The organism is Enterobacter sichuanensis (assembly GCF_009036245.1).
Classification (GTDB): Bacteria; Pseudomonadota; Gammaproteobacteria; order Enterobacterales; family Enterobacteriaceae; genus Enterobacter; species Enterobacter sichuanensis.
The window spans coordinates 1,253,256-1,277,463 of sequence record NZ_CP027986.1 but is presented as its reverse complement, the minus strand read 5'-3'; the positions used below and the strand labels follow the sequence as shown (position 1 = coordinate 1,277,463).

Annotated in this window: 24 protein-coding genes; 13 read left to right on the top strand and 11 right to left on the bottom strand. The window is 56.2% G+C overall.

Annotation, left to right across the window (positions count from 1 at the left end; genetic code table 11):
• The first annotated feature begins 376 nt into the window (after nt 1–376).
• Nucleotides 377–1,744 (top strand): anaerobic C4-dicarboxylate transporter DcuC, encoded by a 1,368-nt coding sequence (gene dcuC / locus C1N69_RS05970; protein ID WP_155030846.1) that lies wholly within the window; start codon nt 377–379, stop codon nt 1,742–1,744.
• A 94-nt stretch (nt 1,745–1,838) separates the two neighbouring features.
• A complete protein-coding gene (gene rna, locus C1N69_RS05965; RefSeq protein WP_059386035.1) occupies nt 1,839–2,648 on the top strand; it encodes a ribonuclease I in 810 nt (269 codons plus the stop codon).
• On the opposite strand, the gene C1N69_RS05960 is transcribed toward rna, so the two are convergent.
• Nucleotides 2,642–3,259: a flavin reductase family protein gene (locus C1N69_RS05960; protein ID WP_094919536.1), complete on the bottom strand. Its 618-nt coding sequence runs from the start codon at nt 3,257–3,259 to the stop codon at nt 2,642–2,644. The two genes, rna and C1N69_RS05960, sit on opposite strands and share 7 nt — an antisense overlap.
• 259 nt (nt 3,260–3,518) lie before the next feature.
• On the opposite strand from C1N69_RS05960, the gene rnk reads away from it, so the two are divergent.
• Together rnk and yldA are read left to right on the top strand one after the other, a co-directional pair.
• Entirely contained in the window at nt 3,519–3,929 is a 411-nt protein-coding gene (gene rnk, locus C1N69_RS05955; RefSeq protein WP_059386034.1) for a nucleoside diphosphate kinase regulator, read from the top strand.
• A gap of 138 nt (nt 3,930–4,067) precedes the next feature.
• Entirely contained in the window at nt 4,068–4,157 is a 90-nt protein-coding gene (gene yldA / locus C1N69_RS23065; protein WP_008501020.1) for a small membrane protein YldA, read from the top strand.
• Nucleotides 4,158–4,167: 10 nt separating this feature from the next.
• Here yldA and C1N69_RS05950 read toward each other — a convergent pair whose 3' ends face one another.
• Nucleotides 4,168–5,406 (bottom strand): zinc-dependent alcohol dehydrogenase, encoded by a 1,239-nt coding sequence (locus C1N69_RS05950; protein WP_025756323.1) that lies wholly within the window; start codon nt 5,404–5,406, stop codon nt 4,168–4,170.
• A gap of 180 nt (nt 5,407–5,586) precedes the next feature.
• Here C1N69_RS05950 and uspG point away from each other — a divergent pair, with 180 nt between their 5' ends.
• Complete coding sequence (gene uspG, locus C1N69_RS05945) at nt 5,587–6,015, top strand: universal stress protein UspG (protein WP_025756322.1); 429 nt, start codon at nt 5,587–5,589, stop codon at nt 6,013–6,015.
• 57 nt (nt 6,016–6,072) lie between these two features.
• Here the strand turns inward: uspG and ahpF are convergent, their stop codons facing one another.
• Both ahpF and ahpC read right to left on the bottom strand, forming a co-directional pair.
• Nucleotides 6,073–7,638 (bottom strand): alkyl hydroperoxide reductase subunit F, encoded by a 1,566-nt coding sequence (gene ahpF, locus C1N69_RS05940; protein WP_104556687.1) that lies wholly within the window; start codon nt 7,636–7,638, stop codon nt 6,073–6,075.
• A 188-nt stretch (nt 7,639–7,826) separates the two neighbouring features.
• Complete coding sequence (gene ahpC, locus C1N69_RS05935; protein ID WP_008501015.1) at nt 7,827–8,390, bottom strand: alkyl hydroperoxide reductase subunit C; 564 nt, start codon at nt 8,388–8,390, stop codon at nt 7,827–7,829.
• 638 nt (nt 8,391–9,028) lie between these two features.
• Between ahpC and citR the strand changes: the two genes are divergently transcribed.
• From citR to C1N69_RS05920, 3 genes are all read left to right on the top strand, one after another.
• A complete protein-coding gene (gene citR, locus C1N69_RS05930; RefSeq protein ID WP_095441816.1) occupies nt 9,029–9,928 on the top strand; it encodes a DNA-binding transcriptional repressor CitR in 900 nt (299 codons plus the stop codon).
• A 173-nt stretch (nt 9,929–10,101) separates the two neighbouring features.
• A complete protein-coding gene (locus C1N69_RS05925) occupies nt 10,102–11,325 on the top strand; it encodes a phosphoadenosine phosphosulfate reductase (RefSeq protein ID WP_155030845.1) in 1,224 nt (407 codons plus the stop codon).
• Complete coding sequence (locus C1N69_RS05920; RefSeq protein WP_094919540.1) at nt 11,310–11,936, top strand: IbrB-like domain-containing protein; 627 nt, start codon at nt 11,310–11,312, stop codon at nt 11,934–11,936. The genes C1N69_RS05925 and C1N69_RS05920 overlap by 16 nt, the downstream gene beginning before the upstream one ends.
• Here C1N69_RS05920 and C1N69_RS05915 read toward each other — a convergent pair whose 3' ends face one another.
• Nucleotides 11,937–13,097: a pyridoxal phosphate-dependent aminotransferase gene (locus C1N69_RS05915; RefSeq protein ID WP_155030844.1), complete on the bottom strand. Its 1,161-nt coding sequence runs from the start codon at nt 13,095–13,097 to the stop codon at nt 11,937–11,939.
• Between the two features lie 122 nt (nt 13,098–13,219).
• On the opposite strand from C1N69_RS05915, the gene C1N69_RS05910 reads away from it, so the two are divergent.
• Genes C1N69_RS05910 through C1N69_RS05900 form a run of 3 tightly spaced genes read left to right on the top strand, consistent with a single transcriptional unit; the run spans nt 13,220 to nt 15,059 of the window.
• The gene (locus C1N69_RS05910) at nt 13,220–13,834 is read left to right on the top strand and encodes a methylthioribulose 1-phosphate dehydratase (protein WP_155030843.1); all 615 of its coding nucleotides are present in this window, start codon (nt 13,220–13,222) and stop codon (nt 13,832–13,834) included.
• The gene (gene mtnC / locus C1N69_RS05905; protein WP_025756315.1) at nt 13,831–14,520 is read left to right on the top strand and encodes an acireductone synthase; all 690 of its coding nucleotides are present in this window, start codon (nt 13,831–13,833) and stop codon (nt 14,518–14,520) included. The genes C1N69_RS05910 and mtnC overlap by 4 nt, the downstream gene beginning before the upstream one ends.
• Nucleotides 14,517–15,059: a 1,2-dihydroxy-3-keto-5-methylthiopentene dioxygenase gene (locus C1N69_RS05900; RefSeq protein WP_155030842.1), complete on the top strand. Its 543-nt coding sequence runs from the start codon at nt 14,517–14,519 to the stop codon at nt 15,057–15,059. Before mtnC ends, C1N69_RS05900 begins: the two co-directional genes overlap by 4 nt.
• A gap of 90 nt (nt 15,060–15,149) precedes the next feature.
• Here C1N69_RS05900 and C1N69_RS05895 read toward each other — a convergent pair whose 3' ends face one another.
• Together C1N69_RS05895 and mtnA are read right to left on the bottom strand one after the other, a co-directional pair.
• Complete coding sequence (locus C1N69_RS05895; RefSeq protein WP_045286208.1) at nt 15,150–15,620, bottom strand: SRPBCC family protein; 471 nt, start codon at nt 15,618–15,620, stop codon at nt 15,150–15,152.
• Nucleotides 15,621–15,662: 42 nt separating this feature from the next.
• Nucleotides 15,663–16,679 (bottom strand): S-methyl-5-thioribose-1-phosphate isomerase, encoded by a 1,017-nt coding sequence (mtnA, locus tag C1N69_RS05890; RefSeq protein WP_095452209.1) that lies wholly within the window; start codon nt 16,677–16,679, stop codon nt 15,663–15,665.
• 105 nt (nt 16,680–16,784) lie between these two features.
• On the opposite strand from mtnA, the gene mtnK reads away from it, so the two are divergent.
• Nucleotides 16,785–17,984 (top strand): S-methyl-5-thioribose kinase, encoded by a 1,200-nt coding sequence (mtnK, locus tag C1N69_RS05885; protein WP_095452208.1) that lies wholly within the window; start codon nt 16,785–16,787, stop codon nt 17,982–17,984.
• A 40-nt stretch (nt 17,985–18,024) separates the two neighbouring features.
• Here the strand turns inward: mtnK and C1N69_RS05880 are convergent, their stop codons facing one another.
• The 4 genes from C1N69_RS05880 to C1N69_RS05865 form a co-directional block, all read right to left on the bottom strand.
• Nucleotides 18,025–19,266 (bottom strand): LVIVD repeat-containing protein, encoded by a 1,242-nt coding sequence (locus C1N69_RS05880; protein WP_155030841.1) that lies wholly within the window; start codon nt 19,264–19,266, stop codon nt 18,025–18,027.
• A 92-nt stretch (nt 19,267–19,358) separates the two neighbouring features.
• Nucleotides 19,359–20,423, bottom strand: coding sequence for a sugar ABC transporter substrate-binding protein (locus C1N69_RS05875; RefSeq protein ID WP_047958003.1), 1,065 nt, complete (start codon nt 20,421–20,423; stop codon nt 19,359–19,361).
• Nucleotides 20,424–20,442: 19 nt separating this feature from the next.
• A complete protein-coding gene (locus C1N69_RS05870) occupies nt 20,443–21,438 on the bottom strand; it encodes an ABC transporter permease (RefSeq protein WP_045286213.1) in 996 nt (331 codons plus the stop codon).
• Nucleotides 21,435–22,937 (bottom strand): sugar ABC transporter ATP-binding protein, encoded by a 1,503-nt coding sequence (locus C1N69_RS05865; protein ID WP_155030840.1) that lies wholly within the window; start codon nt 22,935–22,937, stop codon nt 21,435–21,437. Before C1N69_RS05865 ends, C1N69_RS05870 begins: the two co-directional genes overlap by 4 nt.
• A gap of 159 nt (nt 22,938–23,096) precedes the next feature.
• Here C1N69_RS05865 and C1N69_RS05860 point away from each other — a divergent pair, with 159 nt between their 5' ends.
• Nucleotides 23,097–24,185, top strand: coding sequence for an oxidoreductase (locus tag C1N69_RS05860; RefSeq protein WP_155030839.1), 1,089 nt, complete (start codon nt 23,097–23,099; stop codon nt 24,183–24,185).
• The last annotated feature ends 23 nt before the right edge of the window (nt 24,186–24,208 follow it).

The window sequence follows — 24,208 nt, the reverse complement described above, 5'->3', positions numbered from 1 at the left end:
ACTTAACGGCATCGCTGTTATTCCTAATTATCCGGCCTTTTTTCGGGAATATTCTTAATTAAACCTGTCGGGACGTTCGAATAAGCCCATATTACGTAGGCTTTTTACCTCTTTAACTTCTTAATCAATAACATACTAAACTACACAGATTATTAACATTTTGTTATCATTATAAAGACATCCTGCGCGATGTCTGACGGTCAAGCCTCTCATGACATAAATGTATGGGCCATGGCAAAAATGCGGTTGTTCCGTTCTCTAGTCGTCTGTTTATTGATTTTAATCAGCAAGAACGGGCCATTTATTCGGCACATTTTCATCCTTCTTATTTTATTGATTTTTTGTGCTCCAGTGCAGCAAAGATACAGGGGAAATCATGCTTACGTTTATCGAACTCCTTATTGGGGTCGTCGTCATTGTCGGTGTCGCACGCTACATCATTAAAGGCTACTCGGCCACGGGCGTATTATTTGTTGGCGGTTTAACACTGCTGATTATCAGCGCCATAATGGGGCATCAGGTATTACCAGCCAGTGCAACCAGTACGGGTTACACCGCCACTGATATTGTTGAATACATTAAGATATTACTCATGAGCCGCGGCGGCGACCTGGGTATGATGATCATGATGCTGTGCGGCTTTGCCTCCTACATGACCCATATCGGTGCCAACGACATGGTCGTTAAACTTGCCTCAAAACCCCTGCAGTATATCAACTCGCCCTATCTGCTGATGGTCGCCGCCTATTTCCTCGCCTGCCTGATGTCGCTGGCCGTGTCGTCAGCTACCGGACTTGGCGTACTGCTCATGGCCACACTGTTCCCGGTCATGGTCAACGTCGGTATCAGCCGTGGCGCGGCAGCGGCAATTTGCGCGTCACCGGCAGCGATAATTCTCTCCCCGACTTCAGGTGATGTTGTGCTGGCAGCAAAGGCAGCGGAAATGTCACTCATCGACTTCGCTTTTAAAACCACGTTGCCGATCTCTATTGTCGCCATTGTGGGAATGGGTATCGCGCATTTCTTCTGGCAGCGCTATCTGGATAAGAAAGAGAACATCAGCCACGAAATGATGGATGTGAGTGAAATCACCACCACCGCACCCGCGTTTTATGCCATTCTGCCCTTCACGCCGATTATCGGGGTACTGATTTTTGACGGCAAATGGGGTCCGCAGCTGCACATCATCACCATTCTGGTGATCTGTATGCTGCTGGCCGCCATGCTGGAATTTGTGCGCGGTTTTAACACGCAAAACGTCTTCTCCGGTCTGGAAGTGGCGTATCGCGGTATGGCGGATGCCTTTGCCGGGGTGGTGATGCTGCTGGTTGCGGCAGGCGTCTTTGCCCAGGGCCTGAGTACCATTGGCTTTATCCAGAGCCTGATCTCCATTGCCACCTCGTTCGGCTCGGCCAGTATTATCCTGATGCTGGTTCTGGTGGTGCTCACCATGCTGGCGGCCATGACCACCGGCTCCGGTAACGCGCCCTTCTACGCTTTTGTGGAGATGATCCCCAAACTGGCTCACTCCTCCGGTATTAACCCGGCGTATCTCTCCATTCCCATGCTGCAAGCGTCAAACCTGGGCCGTACTATCTCTCCGGTGTCGGGCGTGGTCGTCGCCGTAGCCGGGATGGCAAAAATTTCGCCATTCGAAGTGGTTAAACGCACCTCAGTGCCCGTGATTGTTGGGCTGATTATTGTGATTATCGCCACCGAAGTGCTGGTTCCCGGCGCGGCCTAAGCTAAATTACGGCTATCCAGAAAGCGCCTGCGGGCGCTTTTTGTGCTTTAATAACTTCCAGAAATTTATTGTGCTCATTCGATCAGGAAATCATATGTTCAGGAAGGATATCGTTATCCCGTCTGGCGCAATCGCGCTTGCTCTTTGTGTTTTCTCCGCACAGGCCGAACCGCTCAAGGCAACGCAGTATGGCGATTTCGATCGCTATGTGCTGGCGCTGTCCTGGCAAACCGGGTTTTGTCAGAGCATGGTCGAGCGCAACCGTAATGAACCAGACGAGTGTCGCCTGCAAAAAGAGACCGACAATAAAGTCGATTTTCTGACCGTTCACGGACTCTGGCCAGGCCTGCCGAAATCGATTGCCGCCCGCGGCGTGGATGAACGTCGGTGGATGCGCTTTGGCTGCGCCACGCGCCCGATCCCGAACCTGCCGGAAGCGAAGGCCAGCCGCAAATGTGCCGCCGCCGAAACCGGACTGTCGCTGTCCGGTGCCGCAAAGCTTAACAGCGTGATGCCGGGCGCGGGCGGTAATTCCTGCCTGGAGCGTTACGAGTATGCCAAACATGGCGTCTGCTTTGGTTTTGATCCCGATGCCTATTTCGGCACGATGGTGCGGATGAATCAGGAAGTAAAAAGCAGTGCTGTCGGTCAATTCCTCGCCGATAACTACGGGAAAACCGTCAACCGTAGCGACTTTGACCGCGCCGTTGCCAAAAGCTGGGGCAAGGAAAACGTCAAAGCGTTCAAGCTCACCTGCAATGGCAATCCGGCGTATCTGACCGAAATGCAGATTTCACTCAAGGCAGACACCATCAATAACCCGCTGTCTGCGACGTCATTTGCCCCGCAGCCACATCCGGGTAACTGCGGTAAACAATTCGTGGTAGATAAGGCCGGTTACTGACCCGCACCCGGGCGAACCATATCAAACCGGTTTTCATCACTGATGCCATAGTACGCCGTCGGCCCACCCGCACGCAGGATGGGCTGCGCTTTCGCCGTCTGGTAGATCCCCTCTTCCAGCAGCGATTCGGCAATATGGATACCGACCACTTCCCCCAGCACCAGCCAGGTATCAACCGGCGTACCGTCGGCGCCGGTCAGCTGAATGCACTGCGACAGGCGGCACTCAAAGTTCACCGGGCTCTCCGCCACGCGCGGCGCCTTAACAAGCTGGCTCGCCGCCGGCGTCAATCCGGAAAAGGTAAACTCATCCCTATCGTGCGGAAGCATCGCGGACGTTTGGTTCATCGCTTCAGCCAGATCGCGCGTTGCCAGGTTCCAGACAAACTCCCCCGTTTCGGTAATATTACGCACGCTGTCCTTCCAGCCGTTGCTGGAAAAACCAATGATGGGCGGACGATAGTTAAAGCAGTTAAAGAAGCTGTACGGTGCGAGGTTCAACTGACCGGCCTTATCGCATGAGGAGATCCAGCCGATCGGACGTGGGCCAATAATGGCATTCAGAGGGTCATGCGGCAGGCCGTGCCCCTGAGACGGTTGATAGAAGTACATAGTGCTCTCTCGTTGGTGGGCATGGCGCTTCGCACCAGACCCCGGTTCAGAACGCTCAGCGTAACGCAATCCAGCGGAAAGGAAGACTGAATAAATTTCAACGAAAATTCATATGGACCATGAATGTGACCTTCATCACTTCAAACTTACGCGCTCAGCCAGTATCATCGGGAGAGTTAAACCCTCGCTGCCAGACGGCGAGGGTTTTCTTTTGGATCAGTTTCTGCGTAACACGCAGCATTAACGACATGGAGTAAAAATGTCCAGACCAACCATTATCATTAACGAGCTCGACGCAGAACGTATCGACAGACTGCTGGAAAAAGCAGAATTTGCCTCACTGCCGGTGGCAGACGCCCTGAATGAGGAGCTCGACCGGGCACAAATGTGCACGCCTGAGTCAATGCCCCATGACGTGGTCACCATGAACAGCCAGGTAAAATTCCGCAACCTGACCACCGGTGAAGAGCTGACCCGCACGCTGGTTTACCCGGCGCAGATGACGGACAGCAGCACTCAGCTTTCTGTCCTTGCACCTGTAGGGGCTGCTCTGCTGGGGCTGCGCGCGGGGGATACCATCCACTGGGAATTACCGGGCGGCGCCTCAACCCATCTGGAAGTCCTTGCGTTACTCTACCAGCCAGAAGCGGCGGGCGATTATCTGCGTTAACCCCTTCTGAACAAGCGCGCCCCGCGTTGCACAGAGGATGCTGTCGCATCCTCTTTCCGCCAATTCACCCTAATTTCCTATATCGCGCAAAATGGCCTTAATCCACGCTTAATCTGTTTTGGTGCCGCGGGGACGGTCATGAGTGAGATAGGGGTTATCACGCTTATTTTTCTCATTTTTGTGGCGATTATTGTCACGGCGGTGCTTTATCTGGAGCGCCACTGGTAGATGAGCCACCTCACACCACCCCACCCGGAAAGGCATTTACCAGCCCTTTAACCTGCTGTTCCGCCGCCTCGGGCGTTTCGGCGCCAGGAACCAGGATCACCTTCCGGCACTCCTCCTCCCGTTTTTCGAAAATCTTATAGGCGCGTTCCGCATCCGCAAGGGGGAGATAATGGGTGACAATCTCTTCCGGCGTAAGCAGCCCTTTTTCGATCAGCGGTAACAGTTCGCCCAGCCAGGCGTGAACGTGCGTCTGGCCCATCTTAAACGTCAGCCCCTTATCGAAGGCGTCACCAAACAGGAAGCCATGAATAAACCCGGCGTACACGCCGGGTACGCTGACCACCCCGCCACGGCGAACGGCCGCAATACACTGACGCAACGCTTTCCCGCTGCTGCCTTCAATTTTAAGATTGCTGAGGATCGTTTCCGTGGTGCTGCCTTTCGCTTCGAATCCTACCGCATCAATCACGGCATCAACCCCACGCTGGCCGGCGGTCTGCTCGATGATTTTTTCCGCGGCGTCATTATCTTCATCAAAGTTGATTGGGATGGCACCGTAACGCGCCTCGGCAAATCGCAACCGATACGGGTGGTGATCGATAACAAAGATCTGCTCGGCCCCTAACAGCCGCGCGCAGGCAATGGTCAGTAGCCCCACCGGCCCGGCACCGTAAACCGCCACGCTTGAGCCTTTTTCAATCTGCGCATTTTTTGCCGCCTGCCAGGCCGTGGGCAAAATATCCGACAGGAACAGCGCCTTATCATCAGAAAGAAGCTGCGGGACTTTAAACGGCCCGACGTTACCTTTCGGCACGCGCACGTATTCCGCCTGTCCCCCCGGCACGCCGCCGTAGAGATGGCTATAGCCAAACAGCGCCGCCGGCGCGGGGATTTGCTTTTTGTTCAGGGCCGCACCCTGTCCGGCATTGGTATTCTCACAGGCCGCGTACTGCTGCAGACGACAAAAGAAACAGTCCCCGCAGGCGATAACAAAAGGGATGACCACGCGATCGCCCTTCTGCAGCTGCTTCACCTCTGAGCCGCACTCAACAATTTCGCCCATGAATTCGTGACCAAAAATATCGCCGTGCTGCACCTTCGGGATTTTTCCGCGGTAGAGATGCAAATCGGAGCCGCAGATCGCCGTGGCCGTAACGCGCAGAATGATATCGTCGGGCTGTTCAATGATGGGGTCAGGGACATTCTCGACGCGAACATGGTGCGGACCGTGATACGTAAGTGCTTTCATGCGACCTCCGAAAGGTTCCAGGTAAGTGTATAAGGGTAGCTACCCCTGAAGGTCTGCCCGGGAATACGGGCCTTTTGAGATTTATCCTGGCGAGATGAGAAAACTGCCGGGGCGCTTACAGAAACCATGTCTATTTTGTGGTTGAATGAGTTCAGCGTTTATAAACAAGGAGAAACGGGTATGTATCAGAGAATCATTATGCCGGTTGATGTTTTTGAGATGGAGCTGAGCGACAAGGCCGTACGCCATGCCGAGTTCCTGGCGCAGCAGGACGGTGTCATCCATCTGTTGCACGTGCTGCCAGGCTCCGCCAGCCTGAGCCTTCACCGCTTCGCCGCCGATGTGCGTCGCTTCGAGGAGCACTTGCAGCACGAGGCGGAAACTCGCCTGCAAACCATGGTTGGCCATTTCAGCATCGACCCTTCACGCATCAAAACGCACGTCCGGTTTGGCAGCGTGCGTGATGCGGTAAACGAACTGGCAAACGAACTAAAAGCTGACGTGGTGGTCATCGGTTCGCGTAACCCGTCCATCACCACGCATCTGCTCGGGTCGAACGCCTCCAGCGTGATCCGCCACACGCACATTCCGGTGATGGTCGTCAGATAAAAAAAGAGGCCACCTTCCGGTGGCCTCTTGCTATTGCAGGTGTCGTCTTACTTTTTTTTATGCGGTTTTGGTGCGAATCAGGTAGTCGAATGAACTCAGGGACGCCTTCGCACCTTCGCCAGTGGCGATGATGATCTGTTTGTAAGGCACGGTGGTGCAGTCGCCGGCCGCAAATACGCCCTTCACGCTGGTCTCACACTTCGCATCAATGATGATTTCGCCCATACGGTTGCGCTCAATCGCCCCTTCCAGCCAGGTGGTGTTTGGCAGCAGGCCAATCTGCACGAAGATCCCCGAAAGCGCTACGCTGTGGACATCGCCACTCACGCGGTCGCGGTATTCCAGACCGGTCACCTTGCTGCCGTCGCCCTTCACTTCCGTGGTCTGCGCGTTCAGGATGATGTCGACGTTTTTCAGGCTGCGTACTTTGTCCTGCAGAACCTGGTCGGCTTTCATCTCTGGGGCAAACTCCAGCAGGGTAACGTGTTCCACAATACCCGCCAGGTCGATAGCCGCTTCCACGCCGGAGTTACCGCCGCCGATCACCGCCACGCGTTTCCCTTTGAACAGCGGACCATCGCAGTGCGGGCAGTAGGTCACGCCCTTAGTGCGATACTGATCTTCGCCCGGGACGTTCATGTTGCGCCATTTCGCGCCGGTAGCAATGATAATGCTGCGCGCTTTCAGCACAGCGCCGGAGGCGGTTTCAATCTGATGCAAGCCACCTTCAACCGCGGCCGGAACCAGCTTGCTGGCGCTCTGGCTGTCGATCACATCCACGGCGTAATCACTGACGTGCGCCTTCAGTGCCCCGGCCAGTTTCTGACCTTCGGTTTTCGGTACAGAGATATAGTTTTCAATGTCCACGGTATCCAGTACCTGACCACCAAAACGTTCGCCCATCAGGCCGGTACGGATCCCTTTACGTGCGGAGTACACCGCCGCCGCCGCGCCCGCCGGGCCAGAACCGACAATCAGGACATCATACGCATCACGCGTGTTCAGCTCTTCGGCAGCCCGTTTTTCGGCACCGGTATCCACTTTGGCAACAATTTCCGTCAGGGTCATACGGCCCTGGCCAAACTCCTGCCCATTCAGGAACACTGCCGGAACGCCCATCACGTTGCGATCGGTGATTTCGTTTTGGAAAGTACCCCCGTCAATAGCCGTGTGTTTGATGCGCGGGTTCAGAACCGACATCAGGTTCAGCGCCTGCACCACGTCCGGGCAGTTGTGGCAGGAGAGTGAGTAATAGGTCTCAAACTCAAAATCGCCGTCGATATCGCGGATCTGCTCCAGCAGCGCCTGTGCTTCTTTCGACGGATGGCCGCCGGTCCACAGCAGGGCCAGCACCAGCGAGGTAAATTCATGCCCCAGCGGAGAACCGGCAAAGCGCGGCCCCCGATCAGAGCCTGGGTTGGTTATCAGGAAAGAAGGCTTACGGACTGCCAGGGTATTGTCTTCTTTGAACGTCACTTTTGGCGACAGTTCAGCGATCTCTGCCAGCAGTTCCTTGATTTCTGCCGATTTCGCGCTGTCGTCCAGCGTGGCAATCAGCTCAACAGGTTTGGTCAGTTTCTCAAGGTAGGCCTTGAGCTGGGTTTTCATCGTAGTGTCGAGCATTATTCTTCCCTCTCTTAAAACGTCATCATGCAAGCAGCCTTTCTGCGGGCGGCCTGAATGCAACTTGCATCATGGTGCTGGAATGAAATGGGCGCGGGTGCGCCCATTGATTGCCGGGTGGCACTTCGTTTACCCGGCCTACGATACTGCAGGCCTGTGCAAGCGCAGCGCCGCCAGGCTTTACAGACTTAGATCTTACCGACCAGGTCCAGAGAGGGCGCCAGAGTCGCTTCGCCTTCTTTCCATTTCGCCGGGCAAACTTCGCCTGGGTGAGAAGCAACATACTGAGCCGCTTTCACTTTACGCAGCAGGTCAGAAGCATCACGGCCGATACCTTCAGCGGTAACTTCGATAGCCTGGATAATGCCCTGCGGGTCAACAACGAAGGTCGCGCGGTCAGCCAGGCCTTCATCTTCACGCATGTTGTCGAAGTTACGGGTCAGGGCGCCAGTCGGGTCACCGATCATCGCGTATTTGATTTTGGCGATGGTTTCAGAGCTGCTGTGCCATGCTTTGTGGGTGAAGTGGGTGTCGGTAGACACAGAGTAAACGTCTACGCCCAGCTTCTGCAGTTCGTCGTAGTGATCTGCCACGTCACCCAGTTCAGTCGGGCAAACGAAGGTGAAGTCAGCAGGATAGAAGAAGAACACGCTCCAGCGGCCTTCGGTATCTTTCTCAGTGACTTCAATGAACTCACCGTTTTTGAACGCCTGGTTTTTGAAAGGTTTAATTTTGGTATTAATCAAAGACATCTGTACTTCCTCCGTGTTTTCGTTGAGATGTAAGGTAACCAACTTTATCCATCGGGGCTAATGCGTATGCTTTATCAAATCAATCAGCCAAACCTAACAACCCAATCAAGACAACGTTAAGAACTGAATAAACTAAAGCCCGAAAGTAAAAAGGCCGCCCTGGTGGGCGGCCCTGATACCTGAACTTTCCACAGGAACTTTCAGTGCCAGTAACACTGGCGTTGCGTTGCGCTCTACTTACCTTTATATCAGGATCGTAACAGCCTCCTGATTACAGCACCCGTACTGATCCAGAGCAATGTGCGAAAGGGGTAATCGTATCTATGGCTGTGATAGGTTTTACCAAACTGTCCTCTTCACGCACGCCCCCGCTTATCCGGCGTGAAAAATAGAAATGAGTGATATTTACTTGTCGATATATAAACGACACCATTTTTATTCAATTTTATCTGCGTTTTTAAAGATAAAAATATCTTCATCATAATTGAAGCTCTATTTCATTAATCTACGTTCGTGATATATTAAGTTCGCATTCAATAACAATTAAGTTAGTTAACTATCACGGATGGTAAATAGTTAACTTAGTTCTATAGTTATCAGTGATGTGATAACGCAACGCAGCTCACTCAGGATGAAACATGGCAAACCTTTACGACCTTAAAAAATTCGATCTCAACCTGCTGGTCATTTTCGAATGTATCTACCAGCACCTGAGCATCAGCAAGGCAGCAGAAACGCTGTACATAACTCCGTCAGCAGTCAGTCAATCGCTGCAGCGTCTGCGTAACCAGCTCAACGATCCTCTGTTTATCCGTTCGGGGAAAGGAATTACGCCCACCACGGTGGGTGTCAATCTTCACCATCATCTTGAGCAAAACCTCAATCAGCTTGAGCAGACAATCAACATTATGAATGCGTCTGCACTTAAAAAGAATTTTATCGTCTACAGTCCGCAAATCCTGACGACGGAAAACCTGATTACCCCGCTTAAGCTCTTGATGAGACATCATAATTACGAGATAGAGCTTCACGATATGCTGCTGACTGCTGATTCCGCAGAAGACCTGCTGGCGTACCGTAAAGCGGATCTTATTTTTTCTATGGCGCCGGTTAACAACCGTTCAATGGTATGCGTCCCTTATGCAAGCTATCCAGTCATTATGGCCTGCAGTCAGGATCACCCGCGGCTGAAAGACGTTGTCACGATGGAAGCGCTTCAGGAAGAAAAATTTACGGTATTCCTGAGCGATGAACCCGGCATGAAGCACTACCAGTCACAAATTGATAAGTTGCACGCTGAGAAAAACATTGGTTTCCGTTGCGATTCCGTATACACGATCCTCGCCATGATCAGCGCCTCACATCTCATCGGCAATATACCCGAAGCCTTATATGAAAAATACAAAGAGGTGATGCGGCTCAAAAAACTGGACACCCCCTTCACCCTTCCCCCTCTGGAGGTGTTCATGATTTATAACCGCTCTGCCCTAAACAGCTCGGTTTTCTCGACCTTTATTGAACAAGTTGCGGAAATTTAAACACCTCGGGCTGGGGTTAACACAGCCCTTTTCTTTTATAAACAGATAATCCTCATTTATAGATAATAAAAACTTTTCTCTTTTTCATTTACCTGCTCCTGTTTTTCACTACTATTATCCTCACACCTTAATTGACACCCATCCGGTATTTATATCCAGGGAGAAGATTGGTTATGTCAATGTATAAGTATCCGCTCAATCAAAATGTCCTGGAGGCTGCGCAAGACCGCATTACATGGACGCTTGAGAATCTACCCAGGGTTTGTGTTTCATTTTCAGGTGGGAAAGATTCCACCATTATGCTGCATTTAACGGCCCGCCAGGCCCGCAAAATGGGGAGAAAAATTCATCTGCTTTTTATCGACTGGGAAGCGCAGTTTACCTATACCATTCAGCATGTAAATAATATGCTCGCGCAATACGCCGACGTGATTGAACAATACTGGTGGGTTGCGCTCCCCCTCACCACGCAAAATGCCCTGACACAATTCGAGCCAGAATGGCAATGCTGGGAGCCAGGGAAACAGTGGGTGCGCCAGCCGCCTGCGGAGGCGATTACCGATCCGGCTTACTTCGATTTCTACCAGCCTGGCATGACGTTTGAAGCCTTTGTCCGCACCTTTTCCGACTGGTATGCCCAACGACGCCCGGCGGCAATGATGGTCGGTATTCGCGCCGATGAATCCTACAACCGTTTTTTGACCATCGCCAATGCGCGAAAGCAGCGTTTTGCCGATGACAAACCCTGGACCACCGTCGCCCCTGGCGGCCACGCCTGGTATATCTATCCGCTTTATGACTGGAAAACCGCCGATATCTGGACATGGTTTGCCAAAACGGGCGAATGCTATAACCCGCTTTACGACCTGATGTTCCAGGCGGGCGTCCCCCCGCGCTATATGCGCATCTGTGAACCCTTTGGCCCCGAGCAGCGCCAGGGGTTGTGGCTCTATCACGTCGTGGAGCCCGAGCGCTGGGCGGCCATGTGCGAGCGGGTGGCGGGCGTTCACTGCGGTGGCATCTATGCCGGGCAGAACAATCATTTTTATGGCCACCGCAAAATTCTGAAACCCGACGCGCTCAGCTGGCGGGAATACGCCATGCTGCTGCTCGACAGCATGCCGCAAATGACGGCGGAACATTACCGCAATAAAATCGCGGTTTATTTACACTGGTATCAGAAGAGAGGCATGGCCGATATTCCCGACACGCAGGAAGGCGATATCGGGGCGAAAGATATTCCGTCCTGGCGACGCGTGTGCAAGGTATTACTCAACAATGACTACTGGTGTCGGGCGCTTTCATTCAGTCCCAATAAACCAAAGCATTATCAGCGTTACAGCGAACGGATAAAGTCAAAACGCAAGGAGTGGGGAATACTATGCAGCAACGATTGATTCAGGAAATTAAACGTTATCTTCAGTCACTTCCCGAAGACCAACGCATTGAAGCCATCAACGCCTTTCGTCAGGCCATTCATGAAAATAGCCCTTTCCGAGAGCAGCCTGTCGACTGTGTGCTGTGGATTAAACAGGACGATATCACCGCGAACGATTACAACCCCAATAACGTCGCGCCGCCGGAAAAACGACTGCTCTGCAAATCACTCGAGCTGGATGGTTTCACCCAGCCCATTGTGGTAACGGAAAGCGATACTCAACATTATGAAATCGTCGACGGCTTTCACCGTCACGAAATTGGTTCGAACCGGGCGGTGTTAAAGCGCCAGCTTAAAGGCTACCTGCCCGTCACCTTTCTGCGTAAAGAACGGCAGAAAAAGTTCGACCGGATGGCGGCCACCATTCGCCATAATCGTGCCCGGGGTCGTCACCAGATTAATGCGATGTCCGACATCGTCCGCGAGCTGGCCCAGCTTGGCTGGGATGACGAGAAAATCAGTCAGGAACTGGGGATGGACAACGACGAGGTCCTGCGCCTCAGGCAAATCAACGGCCTGCTGGAACTCTTTGCAGACCGTCGATACTCCGAAGCCTGGACGGTAAAATAATCAGAGCGCGTTTAGACGTTCTGCCGCCGCCAGCAGCGTCGATTCCTGTTTCGCAAAGCAGAGACGGATCAGCTTATGCGGGAAGGGATCGGCGCAAAATACCGATAACGGGATCGCCGCCACGCCCACCTCTTTGGTCAGCCACTGGCAGAAGCTGACGTCATCCAGATCGGAAACCTCGCTGTAGTCAGCCAGCAGGAAATAAGTCCCTTCCGAAGGCAAAATCTCCAGACGGCTTTTACCGAGCGCAGAGACAAACAGATCCCGACGTTCGCGGTAAAAATGCGGTAATTCGCGATAATGTCCAGGTTCAGCGCGCAGCATATCGGCCAGCGCCAGCTGGGCTGGCGTATTCACGGCAAACGTCAGGTACTGGTGCACTTTGCGCAGCTCCGCGCTAATGGCGGCCGGCGCGATGCAGTAGCCCACTTTCCAGCCGGTCATATGATAGGTTTTACCGAATGACGACACGGCGATAGCCCGCTCGCGAAGCTGCGGATGGGCCAGCACGCTGGCGTGCCCTTCCTCTGCAAAGCAGATGTGCTCGTACACTTCATCGCTCAGAACATAAATCTCGCGTTCGGCGATAGCCTGCCACAGCGCGGCGAAATCGGCCTTCTGCCACACGGTCGCCGAGGGATTATGCGGCGTATTCAGGATCACCAGGCGGGTTTTGTCACTCAACAGCGCAGCGAACGCCTGCCAGTCAGGACGGAAATGCGGTGGCTGTAACGCCACCCGTTTTACCACGCCGCCAGAGAGTTCAACCGCCGGCGCGTAGCTGTCGTAGCTTGGGTCAAAGCAGATCACCTCATCGCCGGTGCGGACCAGCGCCGTGATCGCCGCATACAGCGCTTCGGTAGCCCCTGCCGTCACCGTGATGTCAGTATTTGCATCAGGCTTATGGCCATATAGCTCAGCCGTTTTGTCCGCAATGGCCTCCCGCAGCGCCTGCACGCCGGTCATCGGCGCGTACTGATTCGCCCCCTGTGCGACGTGGTACGCCAGGCGCGACTGCAAATATGACGGTCCGTCAAAATCCGGGAACCCCTGCGAAAGGTTAATCGCATTGTGCTGCTGCGCCAGGGCGCTCATCTGCGTAAAGATGGTTGTCCCCAGTTGAGGAAGCTTACTCTGCGGAATCAATGCGTTAGTGCTCATTGTGTTGTGCCTGCTTGTAATACTTATGTTGCCGCCACTATAACACGATGTTAGTCTTTGGCAATCAAGACGCTTAGACGTCTATATGCTATTCATATTCCTGTCCGGGAGGATACAAGGCAATGACAGACAACCCGCAACTCACCTCTCTGGTCGACGCCTGCCGCTGGATCGGGGCCAAAGGCTGGGCGCCTGCCACCGGCGGCAATATGTCGGTGCGTCAGGACGAACATCTGTGCTGGCTCAGCGAATCCGGAAAAGACAAAGGCAGCCTCACAACAGAGGATTTTTTGCAGGTGGAGATCGCCACCAACCGCGCGCCATCTGGCCGCAAGCCCTCGGCGGAGACCGGGCTGCACACCCTGATCTATCGTCTGTTCCCGGAAGCCAACGCCGTGCTGCACGTTCACACGGTTAACGCCACGGTGTTGTCGCGTCTGGTGAAAGAAGCTGAGCTCAACATCAGCGGCTTCGAGATGCAAAAATCCCTCACCGGGCAAACCAGCCATCTGGATACGGTGGCCATTCCGGTGTTTGACAACGATCAGGATATCGACGCCCTCGCCTCGCGAATCGCCCATTACGCACAGGAACGCCCGCTTAATTATGGTTTTCTTCTGCGCGGTCATGGCTTAACCTGCTGGGGACGCGATGTGGCCGAGGCCCGCCGTCATCTTGAAGGGTTAGAATTCTTATTTGAATGCGAAATGCGTTCACGACAACTGGAGAAGGTATGATTCGCGCAATTGTGACGGATATTGAAGGCACCACCAGCGATATCCGTTTTGTCCATGATGTTTTGTTCCCCTACGCGCGTGAGCGTCTGGCGGCCTTCGTCACCGCTCAGCAGTACGCCGAGCCGGTCAAATCCATTCTGGACAACCTGCGCGATGAAATTGACGCGCCGCACGCCAGCGTCAGCACGCTTATCGACACCCTGTTTACCTTTATGGATGAAGACCGCAAATCGACGGCGCTGAAGGCACTGCAGGGGATTATCTGGCACGACGGATACGTCAATGGCGACTTTACCGGCCATCTCTACCCGGACGTGCTCCCTGCGCTGGAAAAATGGAAAGCGCAAGGGATTGATCTCTATGTTTATTCCTCTGGCTCCGTCGCAGCGCAAAAACTGTTATTTGGCTACAGCGACGAAGGTGATATTACTCATCTGTTCAGCGGCTATTTTGATACCCATATCGGCGCCAAGCGTGAAGTGCAGTCTTATCAGAACATTGCGGCGCAAACGGGCGTCTCGCCATCGCAGATCCTGTTCCTGTCAGATATTCATCAGGAGCTGGACGCGGCTGAACAGGCAGGTTTTCGCACCCTGCAGCTGATTCGCGGTGATGATGACGGCGCAAGCCACCATCATCAGGTTCACCAGTTTGACGAGATTAACCCGGAGCAGATCCCTTCATGAGCGCATTAACGATTTACTCTGATAAAGACGCCAGTAAGCATCAGTGGCACAGCACCAACGCGGACGAAATTGCCCAACAGCTCAACGCCAAAGGCGTGCGCTTTGAACGCTGGGCGGCCGATCGGGATTTAGGACAGGACCCCGCGCCTGAAGCCGTGATCGAAGCTTATCAGCATGCGATCGATAAGCTGGTGGCGGAGAAGGGTTACCAGAGCTGGGATGTGATCAGCCTGCGCGCCGACAACCCGCAGAAAGAGGCGCTGCGCGCGAAGTTCCTGAACGAGCACACCCACGGCGAAGATGAAGTGCGCTTCTTTGTAGAAGGTGCCGGGCTGTTCTGCCTGCACATTGGTGATGAGGTGTATCAGGTGCTGTGCGAGAAAAACGACCTGATTTCCGTGCCGGCGGGCACGCCGCACTGGTTTGATATGGGTTCAGAGCCGAACTTTACCGCGATCCGTATTTTCGACAACCCGGAAGGCTGGGTGGCGCAGTTTACCGGGGATGCGATTGCGGATGCGTATCCTCGTCTGGCATAGGTGAAAGCAAAACGGCAGCTATAGCTGCCGTTTTTAGTGTTTGCTCCCTCTCCCTGTGGGAGAGGGCCGGGGTGAGGGCACCAGCGCACCCTACGCGTTAAGCCCCTTCACATACCCCACCAGTTGATCCAGCACAATCCCCCACCCTTCGTGGAAGCCCATCTGCTCATGCTGCTCGCGGATCGCCTTCGTTGGATGACGCGCAATGGCCGTGTAGCGGGTTTTGCCCTCCCCGACATCTTCCAGCAACAGGATCGCCGTCATAAACGGCTTTTCGGCCGGTTTCCAGCCCTCGGTATAACCGTCGGTAAAGACCAGCTTTTTGCCAGGATCGATTTCCAGAAAGACGCCGCGGTTATCCATCCGCTGACCGTCCACCTCAAACACGGTGTTGAACCGCCCGCCCACGCGGAGATCGAGATCGCATTCGGTCACCTTATGGGGTGCAGGAATGAAGAAGTTTTTGATGTGCTCGGGCGTAGTCCAGCACAGCCATAGCAGGTCGCGCGGTGCATCCACCACGCGCTCCAGTTTTAAATCTGTCTCAGGGTCGAGCGTCACGATGTTGTCCTCTCAGGGGAACCCCTTAAAGGATAGCCGGAGTCAGGCGAATTTCCCGTTTGCCACCGCTTCCGGCGTGACCACGCCCGTATCCAGTACCCAGCCGCTAATCAACGAGGCAGGCGTAACGTCAAAGGCCGGGTTATAGACCCGTGCATTTTCCGGCGCCCACTGCACCGCGCCAAAGCTTCCCGCCACGCCCGTCACTTCGCTGGCGGCACGCTGCTCGATGGGAATCGCGTCCCCGTTCGGGCAGTCTGGGTCGAGCGTGGTCTGCGGCGCAGCAACGTAGAACGGAATACCGTGGAATTTCGCCAGCACCGCCAGAGAGTAGGTGCCAATTTTATTCGCCACATCACCGTTGGCGGCAATGCGGTCGGCCCCTACCCACACGGCGTCGACCTGCCCTTTCGCCATCAGGCTGGCGGCCATGGAATCGGTGATAAGCTGATACGGCACACCCAGCTCGCCAAGCTCCCATGCGGTCAGCCTGCCGCCCTGCAGCAGCGGCCGGGTTTCATCCACCCAGACGTTGCTGACGTTGCCTTCCTGATGCGCACGGGCAATAACGCCGAGCGCGGTTCCCACGCCCGCGGTTGCGAGACCGCCAGTGTTGCAGTGGGTCAGCAGACGGCTACCGGGCTTCACCAGCGCACTGCCCGCACGCGCGATGGCGTCGCAGAGCTGTTTATCCTCATCAATCAGACGCAACGCTTCCGCCGTCAGCGCCGGCACAAAATCTTCCTGCCAGAGCGCCAGCTTCATGCGGTCGAGGTTGTTCATCAGGTTAACCGCCGTCGGCCGGGAGGCGCGCAGCGTTTCCAGCGCCAGCGCCAGTTCATCACGGCTTTTGCCGTTTTCGGCCAACAGCGCCAGCAGCAGGCTTGCAGAGAGACCAATCAGCGGCGCGCCGCGCACGCGAAGGGCATGAATATGCCCCACCAGCGCCTCTACCGCTGTCGCGTCCAGCCAGCGTTTCTCCTGCGGAAGCGCCTGCTGGTCGAGAATAAAGAGCTGATTATCCGTCACCCGCAGGCTGGTCGTCTGTATTGTCTGCATGTCGTTAATTCCCTGTTGCGTTGTTGTAGCACATTGTGTCAGGATGAAATCCAGATGTATAGACGTCTACATGTCTTTATTCGCAAAATCAGTGAGGAGCAGGCAATGTCGCAATACCGTACCTTTACCGCCCAGGACGCCGTGGAGTATGCCAGGCAGTTTGGCGGCCTTGATAATCCCTCATCGCTGGTAGAGGCGCAGGAAGTGGGCGACGGTAACCTTAATCTGGTTTTCAAAATTTACGATGCCCAGGGCGTGAGCCGTATCATCGTTAAGCAGGCACTCCCTTATGTGCGCTGCGTCGGCGAGTCCTGGCCGCTGACGCTGGACCGTGCGCGCCTGGAGGCGCAAACGCTGGTCGAGCACTACCGGCACAGCCCGCAGCACACCGTGAAAATCCACCATTACGACCCGGAGCTGGCGGTGATGGTGATGGAAGATCTCTCCAGCCATCGCATCTGGCGCGGCGAGCTGATTAAAAATCATCACTACCCGCAGGCCGCACGTCAGCTGGGGGAATACCTGGCGCACACGCTGTTCCACACCAGCGATTTCTACCTGCACCCGCACGATAAAAAAGCGCAGGTGGCGAAGTTCATTAACCCTGAGATGTGCGAGATCACGGAAGATCTGTTCTTCAACGATCCGTACCAGATCCACGCGCGCAACAGCTACCCGGCCGAGCTGGAAAGCGACGTCGCCGCCCTGCGCGACGACGCCCAGCTGAAAATTGCCGTGGCCTCACTCAAGCATCGCTTCTTCTCGCATGCCGAAGCGCTGCTGCACGGCGATATTCACAGCGGATCGATATTCGTGGCGGAAGATAGCCTGAAGGCCATCGACGCTGAATTCGGCTACGTGGGCCCGATTGGCTTTGACGTGGGCACCGCTATCGGCAACCTGCTGCTCAATTTCTGCGGCCTGCCGGGGCATCTGGGCATTCGCGATGCCGCCGCCGCGCGCGAACAGCGCCTGACCGATATTCAGGAACTCTGGAACACCTTCGCGGAACGCTTCCAGGCGCTGGCACATGCGAAAACGCGCGATGCCGCGCTGAGCGTACCGGGCTATGCCTCCGCGTTTCTGAAAAAAGTCTGGCACGATGCCATTGGCTTCAGTGGCACCGAGCTGATCCGCCGCAGCGTAGGGCTTTCACACGTGGCGGATATCGACACCATCGCGGATGAGGCCATGCGCCACGAATGCCTGCGCCACGCGATTACGCTCGGCAAGGCGTTGATTGTGATTGCGGACCGTATCGACAGCGTGGAAGAGCTGGTGGCACGGGTTCGGCAGTACAGCTGAGACCGTTTGCCCGGTGACGCTACGCTTACCGGGCAAACTCTCACCCCAGATACTCAATCACCGACAGCCCGCCGTTATAATCCGTGCTGTAGATAATTCCCTGCGCATCCACAAACACATCGCATGACTGGATCACCTGCGGGCGATTCGGCCGCGTGTCCATCATCCTCTCAGGTGCGGCAGGCACCAGCGCACCGGTTTCCACCGGACGATACGGATTGGAAATGTCGTACGCACGTACGCCAGCATTCTGGTACGTGGCAAAAATCAGCGTTGAGCTGACAAAGCTCCCCGGCCGGTTTTCATGCAGATTATGCGGTCCGAAGTGTGCCCCTTTCGTCACGTAGTCTCTCTCATCCGGCTGCGGGAATGTCGAGATACTGACCGGGTTTGCCGGCTCGCGGATATCAAACAGCCAGATCAGCTTCTCGCCGTCTTCCTGATTGTCGAGCACCGCTTCGTCGAGCACCACCAGTAGATCGCGGTCGGGCAGCGGCAGTGCGGTGTGCGTCCCACCGCCAAACGGCGGACTCCAGTTGCGATGGCTAATCAATGTCGGCTGGGTGCGGTCTTTCACGTCCAGCAGCGTCAGCCCCCCGTCACGCCAGCTGCCGTAGGCGGTATCGCCTGCGACGATCGCATGATGCAGCGCATAGCGTTTGCCTTCCGGCCAGTCAGGCTTTTCCCCTGCCGCCTGATTCATCCCCGGCAGCCACCAGCGCCCTGCCACTTCGGGCTTACGCGGATCGGCCAGATCGATGGTCAGGAAGATGTAGTCGGTAAAACCGTCGATCAGCGCGGACACATAGGCCCAGCGCCCACCGACGTACCAGATGCGGTGAATGCCAATGCCGCTCAGTGACAGAAAGCCGATCTCACGCGGCTTGTCCGGCGTGGAGATATCAAACACGCGCAGCCCGGCGCTCCAGCCTCTGTCCTGCACGTCGCTGACGGTCTCCCCCACCTGACGGGTGTAGTAAACCTTCTCGTCGGCAAAGCGGGCATCGGCAAACAGATCCCGGGCGTTGATCACCAGCAGCAGATCGTCATGCGCCTGGAGGTGCACATTCCAGGTGCCGGGCGGCGCGGGAACATAGCCCGCGGGTTTGGGGTTTTTCGGGTCGCGCACGTCCACTATCGAAAAGCCCTGCGACACCATATGGCCGATCCAGGCGAATCCGCGGTGCACCATCAGCTGCACGCCGTCAGGGCGACCGCCCTGGTCGCTATGGCCAATCAGTCGCATATTGCGGCTGTATTCGGGGGTGGGTAATGCTGACATAGTGGATTCCTTTCGCCCGGTGGCGCTGCGCTTACCGGGCCTACGGGTGCAAAATGTAGGCCGGGTAAGGCGCAGCCGCCACCCGGCTTGTTTTATTTATTTTTCGCTTCCAGCGTCGCAAACCACGGGGCGATAAAATCTTCCGTCTGGCCCCAGCCTGGAATGATTTTCCCCAGCGACGCTACGTTCACCGCGCCCGGCTGGGCGGTCAGCAGGGCCTGCGGGATGGCCGCGGCTTTAAAATCGTAGGTGGCCGGGGTCGGTTCACCGGCAATTTTATTGGCCACCAGACGCACGTTGGTGGCCCCAATCAGCTTCGGATCCACCGCCACGCTCACCTTCCACGGGCTGCCCGGCTCGCGCATCAGTTGCAGATCCTGGTTGGAGATGTCGATGCTGTAGAGCTTGATCTCGGTGCGGCCGTTCTCTTTCAGCGCCTTATACGCGCCCTGGCTGAAGGCGTCCCAGGTGCCCCAGATGGCGTCGATTTTACCTTTCGGGTATTTCGCCAGGATCGCGCCCACCTTGTTGGCGGTGTCACCCTGCACGTCAGACGAGACCGCGCCAATAGACTCCAGCTCTTTGATCTCCGGATACTGCTTTTGCAGCGCTTTATAGGCCGCCTGACGACGCTCCATCGGCGGGAAACCCGCCACCCACAGCTTGACGATATTGGCTTTGCCGTTGAAATCTTTCGCCAGTTGGCCGAAGGAGAGATTGGTCAGGGAGGCATCGTCCTGCTGGGTAACGGTCACGCCCGGGATCTCGCCGTTCACCGCGGTATCAAATACCGCGACTTTGATCCCGGCATCCACCGCTTTCTTCACCAGCGCAGTCGCATACGGATCGCGCCCCTGGGAGAGAATAATCCCGTCATATTTCTGGCTGATGGCCTGGTTCACGAAGTCCTGGAATTTGGCATCGTCCCCGTTGCTTAAAAAGGTGCTGACCTTAAAGCCGAGCTTCTTGCCTTCCTGAATCGCCCCGGCAATAAACTGCGTGGTGTTGTCGTCTGAGCCGAGGTTGCGGATCACCGCGATGCGGATCGGGCCGTCGTGGTTAGCAATGGCTGGTGGAAGCGGTGCCGGCGTGGCCGCAAAGCCAGGCAGAGCAGCGAATAACCCTAATGCCACCAAAGAGCGTGCAATCTTTTTCATTTTTTATCCCGTTGTGTTGTCAGCGTTTTTGTATGTAGGTAATCGCCAGCGCTACCGCGAGCACCAGCCCTTTTATAATGTCCATGGCGTAATACGGCACCGAGAGCATCACCAGCCCGTTCGACAGCACGCCAAGAATGATCGCCCCGACCAGGGTTCCCAGCGCGTTCGGCTTGCCGGAGCCGGCCAGCGAGAAGCCGATCCACGCCGCCGCCACCGCATCCATCAGGTAGCCGCCGCCCGCATTGACCTGCGACGAACCGATGCGCGAGGCCAGCAAAATCCCACCCAGGCCCGCCAGCAGAGAGGCAATCACGTAGGCCGCGACCTTGTAACGGGTAGTGCGGATGCCGGAAAGGCGAGCCGCTTCCGGGTTACCGCCGATGGCGTACATCCGACGGCCGTGGGTGGTCAATGACAGGCCCAGCTGCGCCAGAATGGTCACCGCCAGCATGATGATCACGATGGTTGGCACCTGCCCCAGCAGGCTGAACGCCGCCGGAATGGTCCCTTCCGCCATGTCACCGCTCGGCAGCACCATGTTCTCGGTGATCGACCCGCCGTAGCTGTAAGTCATCGCCACGCCCTGGATCACAAACAGGCTGGCAAGCGTCGCGAGCATATCCGGAATACGCAGGATGACGATCAGAAAGGCGTTAAACAGCCCCACCAGCGTGCAGAGCGCGAGGGTGATCAGAATCGACTCGGTGGTGCCGAAGCCGTGCCAGACGAAGAGTGAAATCACCAGCGCGTTCGCCAGCGACGCGGTAGATCCCACGGAGAGATCGAACCCGCCAATGGTCAGCGAAATCGACACGCCAATGGCAATCACCGTCACGATGGCAATCGAACGCAGAATATTGATGATGTTATTCGGGTCGAGGAAGCTGTCCGACGCCAGGCCAAAAACGGCCACCAGCGCGACGACGGTCAGCAACATGCCCCACTTATAGAGAAAATCGAAAATCTGCTGACGGCCAGACGCCGCCGCGTTCACTGAAAGGGCCTTACTCACGACGCCGTTCCTCCGGTTGAATAATAAAGCAGGGTTTCTTCACGGGCCTCGGCCCCGGCGATTTCCGCCACGATACGTCCGTCCCACAGCACACAGATGCGGTCGCACAGCCCCACCAGCTCAGCAAACTCGCCGGAGGCGTAAATGACCCCTTTGCCCTCGCGCGCCAGGCCGTCAATCAGCTGGAACAGGTCGGTTTTGGCCTTCACATCCACGCCTTTGGTCGGTTCGTCGAATATCAGTACGCTGGCGTCATTGCGCAGCCATTTGCCGATGGCAACCTTTTGCTGGTTACCGCCGGACAGACGGCGCAGCACCTGCCCCGGCCCGCGCGCCCGCACGCCCACGCGGGCGATAACCTCTTCCGCCCAGCGCCACGCCTGACGATGGCCGAACAGGCTCCAGCGCGAGAAGCTGTTATCCGCCGTCACCGCCAGATTCATGCTCACCGGCTCGTCGATAAAAATGCCCTCTTTGCGCCGCTCCTCCGGCACCAGCGCCAGGCCGCGCAGCACCGAATCCGCCGGGTCGCGCGGTTTCCAGGGCTGATGATTCAGCTCACCGCGCGCCACGCGGCTTTTGCTGGCACCAAACAGCGCCTTGCAGAGTTCGGTTTTGCCTGCGCCCGCCAGCCCGGCTATGCCGAGAATTTCGCCTTTGCGCAGGTGCAGGGAGATATCTTTCAGCAGCGCGTCGTCGTGCAGCCCTTCCACACTTAGCAAGGTTTCGTCGCCGTGCGCAGGGCGCGCAGGCGGGTAGATATCGCTCAGCACGTGACCGAGCATCTTCTCGACGATCGCCTCGCTGCTAAGATCCGCCATTGGACCGGACTCAATCAGCTTGCCGTCGCGCAGCACCGTCAGGGTGTCGCAAATGGCTTTCAGCTCGTGAATGCGGTGCGAGATAAACACCACGCCGATGCCCTGCTGCTGTAAACGTCTGACCACAGCAAACAGGCGCTCGCTTTCGTGGGCGTCCAGCGGCGCAGTGGGCTCATCCAGAATTAAAAAACGGCAGTGATGGGAGAGCGCCCGTGCCAGCAAAATCTGCTGCTTTTCGGCAAGCGAACAGCTGTCGATAACGCGGCGCACGTCAAGAGAGACGTCCAGCTGCGCCAGGGCCTGTCTCGCCTGCTGGCGGAGCGTACGCCAGCTGAAGCGATGTCCCGGCTGCGCCAGCGTATCGAGCATAATGTTCTCGGCAATGGTTAATCCCGGGATCAGCGCCACATCCACTTCCTGCTGTACCAGATGGATCCCCAGCCGTTTGGCGTCCAGCGGCTCGCGGATCGTCACCGGCTGGTTATTAATGCAGATCTCACCTTCATAACGTTCGTGCGTTCCGCACAGCACTGCCATCAGCGTTGATTTCCCCGCGCCATTGGCGCCGGTCAGGGCATGCACCGATCCGCCGGTTAGGGTGAAATTCACGCGCGACAGGGCCTGAAAGCCGGAAAAGGCCAGGCTGATACCGCGCATCTCAAGGCGACTGGAAACCATCCGCGTAAATCCTTCATTACTCTTCTGATTTAGCGAATTTTTCACAGCTCCGGTTGACTGACAACGACGGAAAAGGCATAAGTTAAAGCGAAATATTATTAGCCATCCGGATGTCCAGACATAACATCGGGTTAGCGCTTGCTAAAAAAGGACACCTTCATGAGCACCACCGATATCCGCGTCGTACCTGGCCCGGCGAACTACTTTTCCCATTCCGGAAGCCTTGCGCGTCTGAATGACTTCTTTACCCCGGAACAGCTTTCCCGCGCGGTGTGGATTTACGGCGAGCGCGCCATCGAAGGCGCGCGCCCTTTCCTGCCGGAGAGTTTTAACGCGCCGGGGGCGAAACACCTGCTGTTTAAAGGCCACTGCAGCGAGCGTGACGTCACCCACCTGGTGCATGAAGCCGGCAGCGAGGCGAGCGTGGTGATTGGCGTTGGCGGCGGTGCGCTGCTCGATACCGCCAAAGCGGTGGCTCGCCGTCTGGGTATCCCGGTAGTGGCAATTCCGACCATCGCCGCCACCTGTGCAGCGTGGACGCCACTTTCCGTCTGGTACAACGACGCCGGTCAGGCGCTGCAGTTTGAGATTTTCGACGACGCCAACTTCCTGGTGCTGGTCGAGCCGCATATCATTCTCAACGCCCCGGCGGAGTACCTGCTGGCGGGGATTGGCGATACGCTGGCGAAATGGTATGAAGCGGTGGTGCTCGCGCCTCGGCCTGAAGACCTGCCGCTGACCGTGCGGCTGGGCATTAACGGCGCGCTGGCAATCCGCGACGTGCTGCTGGCGCACAGCGAGGAAGCGCTGGCTGACCAGCAGCGCGGCGAACAAACCCAGGCATTCAGGGACGTGGTGGATGCCGTTATCGCCGGTGGCGGGATGGTCGGCGGCCTGGGCGAGCGCTATACCCGCGTGGCGGCTGCGCATGCAGTGCATAATGGCTTGACCGTGCTGCCGCAAACGGAAAAATACCTGCACGGTACCAAGGTGGCCTACGGCATCCTGGTGCAAAGCGCTCTGCTCGGCCAGGAGGACGTGCTGGCACAGCTTATCTCGGCGTATCAGCGTTTCAACCTGCCGACCACGCTTCGTGCGCTGGAGGTCGATATCCATAACCGCGAGGAACTGGAAAAGGTCATTGCTCATACCCTGCGTCCGGTAGAGTCAATTCATTTTCTGCCTGTCACGTTAACGCCTGAGGTTCTGCGCGCGGCGTTTGAGAAGGTGGAATACTTCAGCCGTTAATCGCCCCGACGGACTATACCTAA

Coding starts and splice junctions, on each gene's coding strand:
- C1N69_RS05950 (WP_025756323.1), bottom strand. CDS start 5,406: ATGAAAGCACTTACGTATCACGGTCCGCACCATGTTCGCGTCGAGAAT.
- C1N69_RS05865 (WP_155030840.1), bottom strand. CDS start 22,937: ATGGTTTCCAGTCGCCTTGAGATGCGCGGTATCAGCCTGGCCTTTTCC.
- C1N69_RS05860 (WP_155030839.1), top strand. CDS start 23,097: ATGAGCACCACCGATATCCGCGTCGTACCTGGCCCGGCGAACTACTTT.
- C1N69_RS05925 (WP_155030845.1), top strand. CDS start 10,102: ATGTCAATGTATAAGTATCCGCTCAATCAAAATGTCCTGGAGGCTGCG.
- ahpF (WP_104556687.1), bottom strand. CDS start 7,638: ATGCTCGACACTACGATGAAAACCCAGCTCAAGGCCTACCTTGAGAAA.
- C1N69_RS05915 (WP_155030844.1), bottom strand. CDS start 13,097: ATGAGCACTAACGCATTGATTCCGCAGAGTAAGCTTCCTCAACTGGGG.
- C1N69_RS05875 (WP_047958003.1), bottom strand. CDS start 20,423: ATGAAAAAGATTGCACGCTCTTTGGTGGCATTAGGGTTATTCGCTGCT.
- C1N69_RS05920 (WP_094919540.1), top strand. CDS start 11,310: ATGCAGCAACGATTGATTCAGGAAATTAAACGTTATCTTCAGTCACTT.
- rnk (WP_059386034.1), top strand. CDS start 3,519: ATGTCCAGACCAACCATTATCATTAACGAGCTCGACGCAGAACGTATC.
- yldA (WP_008501020.1), top strand. CDS start 4,068: ATGAGTGAGATAGGGGTTATCACGCTTATTTTTCTCATTTTTGTGGCG.
- C1N69_RS05960 (WP_094919536.1), bottom strand. CDS start 3,259: ATGTACTTCTATCAACCGTCTCAGGGGCACGGCCTGCCGCATGACCCT.
- mtnC (WP_025756315.1), top strand. CDS start 13,831: ATGATTCGCGCAATTGTGACGGATATTGAAGGCACCACCAGCGATATC.
- rna (WP_059386035.1), top strand. CDS start 1,839: ATGTTCAGGAAGGATATCGTTATCCCGTCTGGCGCAATCGCGCTTGCT.
- C1N69_RS05880 (WP_155030841.1), bottom strand. CDS start 19,266: ATGTCAGCATTACCCACCCCCGAATACAGCCGCAATATGCGACTGATT.
- C1N69_RS05910 (WP_155030843.1), top strand. CDS start 13,220: ATGACAGACAACCCGCAACTCACCTCTCTGGTCGACGCCTGCCGCTGG.
- citR (WP_095441816.1), top strand. CDS start 9,029: ATGGCAAACCTTTACGACCTTAAAAAATTCGATCTCAACCTGCTGGTC.
- dcuC (WP_155030846.1), top strand. CDS start 377: ATGCTTACGTTTATCGAACTCCTTATTGGGGTCGTCGTCATTGTCGGT.
- mtnK (WP_095452208.1), top strand. CDS start 16,785: ATGTCGCAATACCGTACCTTTACCGCCCAGGACGCCGTGGAGTATGCC.
- uspG (WP_025756322.1), top strand. CDS start 5,587: ATGTATCAGAGAATCATTATGCCGGTTGATGTTTTTGAGATGGAGCTG.
- ahpC (WP_008501015.1), bottom strand. CDS start 8,390: ATGTCTTTGATTAATACCAAAATTAAACCTTTCAAAAACCAGGCGTTC.
- mtnA (WP_095452209.1), bottom strand. CDS start 16,679: ATGCAGACAATACAGACGACCAGCCTGCGGGTGACGGATAATCAGCTC.
- C1N69_RS05900 (WP_155030842.1), top strand. CDS start 14,517: ATGAGCGCATTAACGATTTACTCTGATAAAGACGCCAGTAAGCATCAG.